At 43.2% G+C, this 6,395-nt stretch carries 5 protein-coding genes; 2 read left to right on the top strand and 3 right to left on the bottom strand.

All coding sequences use genetic code 11. From position 1 onward, the window contains the following. Positions 1-162 precede the first annotated feature (162 nt). A complete protein-coding gene (locus V7L95_RS02970) occupies positions 163-1,041 on the bottom strand; it encodes an endonuclease (RefSeq protein ID WP_035701278.1) in 879 nt (292 codons plus the stop codon). A 173-nt stretch (positions 1,042-1,214) separates the two neighbouring features. Here V7L95_RS02970 and V7L95_RS02965 point away from each other — a divergent pair, with 173 nt between their 5' ends. Continuing rightward, positions 1,215-2,450, top strand: coding sequence for an alanine--glyoxylate aminotransferase family protein (locus V7L95_RS02965; protein ID WP_058213685.1), 1,236 nt, complete (start codon positions 1,215-1,217; stop codon positions 2,448-2,450). 163 nt (positions 2,451-2,613) lie between these two features. Next, the gene (locus V7L95_RS02960; protein WP_191219089.1) at positions 2,614-3,807 is read left to right on the top strand and encodes an MFS transporter; all 1,194 of its coding nucleotides are present in this window, start codon (positions 2,614-2,616) and stop codon (positions 3,805-3,807) included. Positions 3,808-3,855: 48 nt separating this feature from the next. Here the strand turns inward: V7L95_RS02960 and V7L95_RS02955 are convergent, their stop codons facing one another. Beyond that, complete coding sequence (locus V7L95_RS02955; RefSeq protein ID WP_340967960.1) at positions 3,856-5,013, bottom strand: oxalate decarboxylase family bicupin; 1,158 nt, start codon at positions 5,011-5,013, stop codon at positions 3,856-3,858. Positions 5,014-5,077: 64 nt separating this feature from the next. After that, positions 5,078-6,250 (bottom strand): helix-turn-helix domain-containing protein, encoded by a 1,173-nt coding sequence (locus tag V7L95_RS02950; protein ID WP_340967959.1) that lies wholly within the window; start codon positions 6,248-6,250, stop codon positions 5,078-5,080. Between the last annotated feature and the right edge of the window lie 145 nt (positions 6,251-6,395).

Here is a 6,395-nt window from a genome sequence, read left to right as displayed (position 1 = left end):
CGCAATGTAGAAAGAATTATTATTAGTAAATTGGGGGAATAAACATAACATAATGATCAGAATCTTTATAAGATGAGAAGTGTGTTTGATGTTGTATGATCCTCTTTTTTAGAGATATTAATGGAAAGAGGCACTGCTTGCTCATAGCAGTGCCTCTCTTTTTTATTCCCAAATATCGCTTACCCATTCAGGGTGATCAATAAAAGGATTGCGATTGTGCTGGTACGTTTGATAGATGATTTCGTTACGATTCCGTTCGATTTGATCGACTGGATCTTGCTTGTGCCATTTCAATAGGACAGACATTTTGCCGTGAAGAGGGGCGCTTCCATTATTCACTTTGTTGTTCAATTCTAAATCTGGGAAATGATCATCACCTTCATATCGGACGGCCATATAAAAGAGCATTCTTGCTACATCTCCTTTCACCCGGCTATGAGGTTCAAATGAGTCGCTGTCGTAGAAGTTGCCCGGCGCTCCCTTGTATTCATTTCCGCCTATATCAAAATCTAAATTTCCTCGTGTGCTATTCGTTTGTACGTCTGTTGCCCGAAGGTGGTGGAGATCTGTACCAGGTCCCTGGCTCGTCCCAAAATTGCCGTGAGATTTAGCCCACACATGCTCCCGGTTCCACTGTCCCACGTTTCCTCCATTTGCTTGCTTTGACCTGGAGATACCGCTATAGAGCAAAAGCACATTGCTTGGATTTTTTGGATCTTCATCCGTTTTCTTTAATGCATCCCAAACCTGGCTGTAGGATAGCTGCGTATGATCATCAATAATATCGTGTAATGCTTTCTTAAGAGCAGGCCCAGATTTGCCAGCAGCAGATTGGTAATAGGAATCAATTTGACTTGAAGCAGTTGTTTTCGCATGTTGAGCAGATGTTTCGGTTTGTAGCTGTAACGGGGAAAAGGTGATGGTTTGACTCGGTTCATTCAGAGTAAAGCCTTGAGCATTTGCAGCGGGAGGCAGCGGAGCGGCAAATGTGCCGAAAATCATGATTCCGGCGGCCACAGTTCCAAATAAAGATCTTTTCATTCTATTTCCTCCTTCATAGGGAATGTATACTCTTTAGTTCTATCATATTGCCATAAAGAAATAAATGGATTTATCGTAAATTTTATGTAATCAATTCGTAAGAAAAGAGATTGCTATTTTATCAGCATTGCTGTATAAGTGGGCATATAAGGATGGACACAGCAAGGGAGAGGATGGATAACGTGAAAGAACTACACACACCTACTAGAACCATTATGACACCAGGACCTGTCGAAGTAGATCCGAGAGTCCTTCGAGTGATGAGTACACCAATTCTTGGTCAATTTGATCCTGCATTTACAGAGATCATGAACGAAACGATGACCTTATTACGATCACTTTTTCAAACAGAAAATGAATGGGCTTATCCAATTGATGGGACGTCCCGCTCAGGACTTGAAGCTGTGCTTGCCAGTGTGATCGAGCCCGGAGATGTGATGCTCGTTCCGGTCTTTGGACGCTTCGGTCATTTGCTGATTGAAATTGGACAGCGCTATGGTGCTGAGGTACATACAATGGAATGTGAATGGGGAACGGTTTTTAAGCAAGACGACATCATCGCAGAGATGCATCAAGTCAAGCCGAAAATTGTTGCGATGGTTCACGGTGAAACATCTACCGGAAGATTACAGCCGCTTGAGAAAATTGGTGAAGCATGCCGGGCGCTTGATGCGCTTTTTATTGTAGACGCTGTGGCGACAATTGGTGGTGTCGAGGTCAAGGTAGACGAATGGAAAATCGATGCGGCAATTGGGGGCTCGCAGAAATGCTTGTCTGTTCCATCAGGGATGTCACCGATCACATATAATGAACGAGTGGCAGACGTCGTACAATCGAGAAAGAAAGTAGAAAAAGGGATTGCAACACAGGACGAACTGCAAAAACAGGTAGACATTTCTCCAATCAAAAGCAATTACTTTGATCTAAGCCAGCTGCAAGATTATTGGAGCCCGAGGCGGTTAAATCATCATACAGAAGCGACGACGATGCTTTATGCACTGAGAGAAGGGGTTCGTCTTGTGCTGGAAGAAGGCTTGGAGGAACGTTTTCAGCGCCACTTGTTTCATGAGAAGGCTTTAATGGCAGGCCTTGAAGCGATGGGGCTTGAATTATTCGGTGATCCAGACTGCAAAATGCCGGTCGTGACGTGTATCGTCATTCCAAGTGATATCGACGGAGAAGCGGTCCGGGCTGATCTTCTTCATCATTTTGGAATTGAAATTGCGAGTTCATTTGGGCCGCTTGCAGGACGGATATGGAGAATTGGCTCAATGGGCTATAGCTGCCGAAAGGAAAATATTCTATTTGTTTTAGCAGGCCTTGAAGCCATCTTGATGAAATATGGCGCAGCCATCAATTGTGGCGCTGGGTTACAGGCGGCTCTTTCCATCTATGAACAAGCTGAATAAAAAAGGGATACTCAAAATACTCGCCACCAGCGGGTATTTTTTATTTGGGAAAAAACGCTGTTTTTTGAAAAACTAGACTTATAGAGAGCGATATCGCTATACTGAAGAAGTTCTTATCATTTTTGTCATCATTTTCATTTATTGTGAAGAAAGAGGTTTTAATATGAAAAAAATGGGCAGATTGTACATTCTAATGCTCAATATTTTTATTGCCATGCTTGGATTTGGTCTGATCGTTCCTGTCATGCCAAGTTATATTGAAGCCTTTGGCGCAACTGGAAAAACACTTGGTTTCCTCGTTGCTGCAACTGGCCTCACACAATTTGCTTTATCACCCGTCGCTGGAGCGCTGACTGATCGGTTTGGACGCAGAAAATTGATTATTGCCGGGATTGCCGGCTTTACGATTGCCCAGTTTATTTTTGCATTTGCCGATCAGCTTTGGATGCTGTTTGTGTCTCGGTTTTTAGGCGGAGCTGCTGGTGCGCTGCTGATGCCCGCCATGTTTGCCTACATTGCTGATATCACAAGTGAAAAGGATCGAGGGAAAGGAATGGGGCTATTTAGTGCAGCAATGACGTTAGGCTTTGTCATTGGACCGGGTGTTGGGGGTTATTTGGTTGAGTTTGGGATTGCTTTTCCTTTCCTCATCGCTGGTTCCTTTGCAGCCCTGTCGACGCTGTTGTCTTTCTTGTTTTTACCTGAAACTTTAACAAAGGAAAAGCAGGAAGAAGCACGATTGAATAAAGAGCTTCATTTCAATCCTTTTACGCAGATGATTCAGGCTTTAAAAACACCATACGGTTTTTTGTTTATCTTGGCCTTTGTTTTGAATTTCGGAATTATTCATTTTGAATCGATCTTTGGCTTATATGTGGACCAAAAACATGGCTTTACACCGAAGGATATTGCATTTGTCATTACGGTAGCTGGACTTGCCGGTGTCATTGTTCAAGGTGCTTTAGTAAATACTTTTGTGAAACGATTTGGCGAAATGCGAGTCGTCCGTTATGCCCTTTTAGCTGCGGCATTTATGCTGATCGCCTGCCGCTTTGCCCCTTCCTTTTGGCTGATTTTTACGGGCTCCATTTTATTTTTAGCGGCCACCTCGTTTGTTCGTCCAGCCCTCAATACATTACTTTCTAAAATGGCAGGGAATCAGCAGGGGGTAGCAGGCGGCCTCAATACCTCCTTTATGAGCCTTGCGAATATCGTCGGTCCAAGTCTTGCCGGTATTTTATTTGATGTGAATATTGAGCTGCCATTTATGTTTGGAACACTGGTGCTTTGTATGAGTTTCATTGCTTCTATTTTATGGGCGAAAAAAGCGCAGCAACATTCCCATGCCGTATCGTAAAGACAGCATAGAAAAAACCGATCAGCACAAATGGATCGGTTTTTTTCGTCATCGATCATACTTCACGACTGGTGATTTTTCTTTATGCAACGCATGAATCAATGCATCGTCTACATGCAAATGCTCCTTCACTAATTGAGGAGGGGTTAAGGCCATCCATTGGTTCAATGAAATATCAGCAAATCGATCGCTTTTAAACATTTCTAGAAACCAAAGGCTCGTTTGCCCGATGTTTTGTATGTAATGCCCCATCCCGAAAGGAACATAACCAACATCACCTGCTCTGTAATTAAAAGTACGAGCTGTCCCGCCTGCTCCAAAAACCGTCATTTTGGCTGTGCCAGTTAAATAGTATTGCCACTCATCATTATTCGGGTGCCAGTGCATTTCTCTCATCCCTCCAGGTTTTACCTCCACAAGTGCAGCAGCAATGGTTTTAGATACTGGAAAATTGCGTGAGTCGACGATTCGTACGGTTCCACCAGCGGTCACGATTGGTTTTTGACGAAGGAGCTGATGGGTAAATGGCGGTTTGATGCCGCCGTATGGATCAGAGACTGTTTGGCTTTCAATGGATGCCGGTGAAGAGCCTTGAAACATATAGCGCTGTTTATGTGGAATGCGGTCAAACAGCTTGATTGGCACACCGAAATTAGCAGAAAGAATGTCTTTTGGTGTATGAGCAAACCAGTCTGTAATGGTGAACGTATCAAATTCAGAAAAAGCACCATCATCAAACACAAGGAGAAACTCACAGCCATCCTCAAGACCTTGAATGGAGTGCGGAATACCGGGCGGGAAATACCACAAGTCTCCTTCTTCTACATCAGCGATCATATTCCGTCCTTCTGCATCTACAGATGTGATCCGGGCTTTGCCTAAAATCATATATGCCCATTCCGCCTGCTTATGCCAATGAAGCTCACGAACACCTCCGCGCGTAAGCCGCATGTTTACACCAGCAATTGTTGTTGAAACAGGCAGCTCTCGCTCGGTAATTTCCCTCGACCAGCCGCCATGATTCAAGTGCATATGTGTATCAGAATAGGAAAATTTTAAATTAGGAATCGTCCCCGCATCCGTTTTAGGGGGAACGAACATATCTGGGTTCTCCATATCGCGCAGAACGTCTCGCGGGCCTAAATCGGTTGCGCCGGCCCCATCGTCTCGAATCGGTTGCGGGATGTGACGAATCTCCTCATCCATTTGACACCACTCCTTGTCATTCACACTTCTCCTCCAAAATATATGAGGCGTAAGAAAAAAAGATTCAATTGGAATCGGATGAAAGGTGCTTTTGAATCCGCAAAGCTAAGCGCAAGCGCAATGTTGCGTCAGGATCTTTTAGGCTGATCTGAAGCAGTTCTTCACATTTCTCCAGTCGATATATCACGGTGTTGCGATGAACAGATAAACGCTTGGCTGTTTCTGAAATATGGCAATGTGTTTCTACATAAACAGATAAGGTGTGGAGAAGGTTTGGATCGACTTGTGGTTGTTCATATAATGGGTGGAGATATCGCTCATAGAATGTTGTTAAATCTTTTGCTGGGATGAGCTTCAGTAAATCTGACACATCTTTTGCTTGATAGAACTGAATATATTCAGCTCGTAATGAGAGCTGGCCTGATTGCAGAGCATGGGCAGCTTCACTGAATCCTTTTGGCAGATCGGTGATGAGATAACCGCTTAAGCTTACACCAAAGGAAATGGTGGCATTCACATGCTGTTTAATAAGGATCTGCATTTGTTTTAAAAAAGAGCAGATCGATTTGTTCATTGCCTGCCAGCAGCCAGTCTCTTCTATAAGGAAGATGCCGATATCTCCTTTGACAAAAAGAAAGGCGGGAAATGGACAGTGCGAAAGGGTGCTTTCAAGTAAAGCAAACACATCATCTACAAGGGTTTGCTGCTTAAGGAAACAAGTGAAATGACTGCTCTGATCAAGTTGACAGACGATACATATATAGGGAATCGTTGTGTTTAATCCAAACATGCGTGCCAGACAGGAAACATCTTGCTCTGAGGAAATCGTCCCCTCCATCCATTTGCGAAACCATTCATTTTTGGCTCGCCCTGTAGATTGCTTGATGGCATGTTGTTTGATACGTGAAATGGACATGGCATTTACAGCTTGTACAATGGTCAAATGTAGCTCCATATCGTCTTGAGGATGAATGAAGGCGGGAACGACTAAATAATCATAAGCTTGTTCGTTTATATAGATAGGAAAAACAGAAACGCTTTCTTTTGAATGAACCATAGAAAAATAATGCTGCTGCGTACTGTGAAACAAGCGGAGCATTTGTATCCAATCTGGGTTTGTCATACCTTGGGATGAGGTGAAAAGAATACGTCCATACTGATTGATCAAATAGACAGGCTGATGAATTCTTTGGGCCACTTTTTGCAATACTTCAACATGATGATCGACAATGTTCATATCCACTCATTCTCCTTTTTTAGAGCTGAAGCCTTTGGTGAAGATGAATAAAAAAATGGACAATCGCTGTCAAAGTCTCTGATATAAATGTTATGTTATCAGCTCCATTCAATTTAGATAGAAAGTTGTCATTTAATATCACAAA

The sequence above is a fragment of the Bacillus sp. PPSBB_11 genome (assembly GCF_038023285.1).
In the GTDB taxonomy this organism is placed as follows: Bacteria; Bacillota; Bacilli; order Bacillales; family Bacillaceae; genus Bacillus; species Bacillus altitudinis.
Note: the sequence above shows the minus strand (reverse complement) of the source record. Positions and strands in the feature narration are given on the sequence as shown.